Annotated in this window: 1 rRNA gene; it reads left to right on the forward strand. The window is 45.2% G+C overall.

What is annotated here, in order from left to right:
* Positions 1-61 (forward strand): 16S ribosomal RNA (locus H5125_RS22020); the annotation flags it as partial.
* Between the last annotated feature and the right edge of the window lie 158 nt (positions 62-219).

Here is a 219-nt window from a genome sequence, read left to right on the forward strand (position 1 = left end):
GACTGGGGTGAAGTCGTAACAAGGTAGCCCTAGGGGAACCTGGGGCTGGATCACCTCCTTACCTATACGACTAACTCAATACCTAAAGTGCAGAGATGCATGTGAGTGTTCACACAGATTACTTGTTAACTTCTTCGGAAGTAGAGTGAAACACACCGCTTGCCGGTTAAGTGTTGTTCTTTAACAATTTGGAAAGCTGATAGTACTAACTAAAGGCGC

Origin of the sequence: Shewanella sp. SR44-4 (assembly GCF_014163715.1) — a bacterium.
Classification (GTDB): Bacteria; Pseudomonadota; Gammaproteobacteria; order Enterobacterales; family Shewanellaceae; genus Shewanella.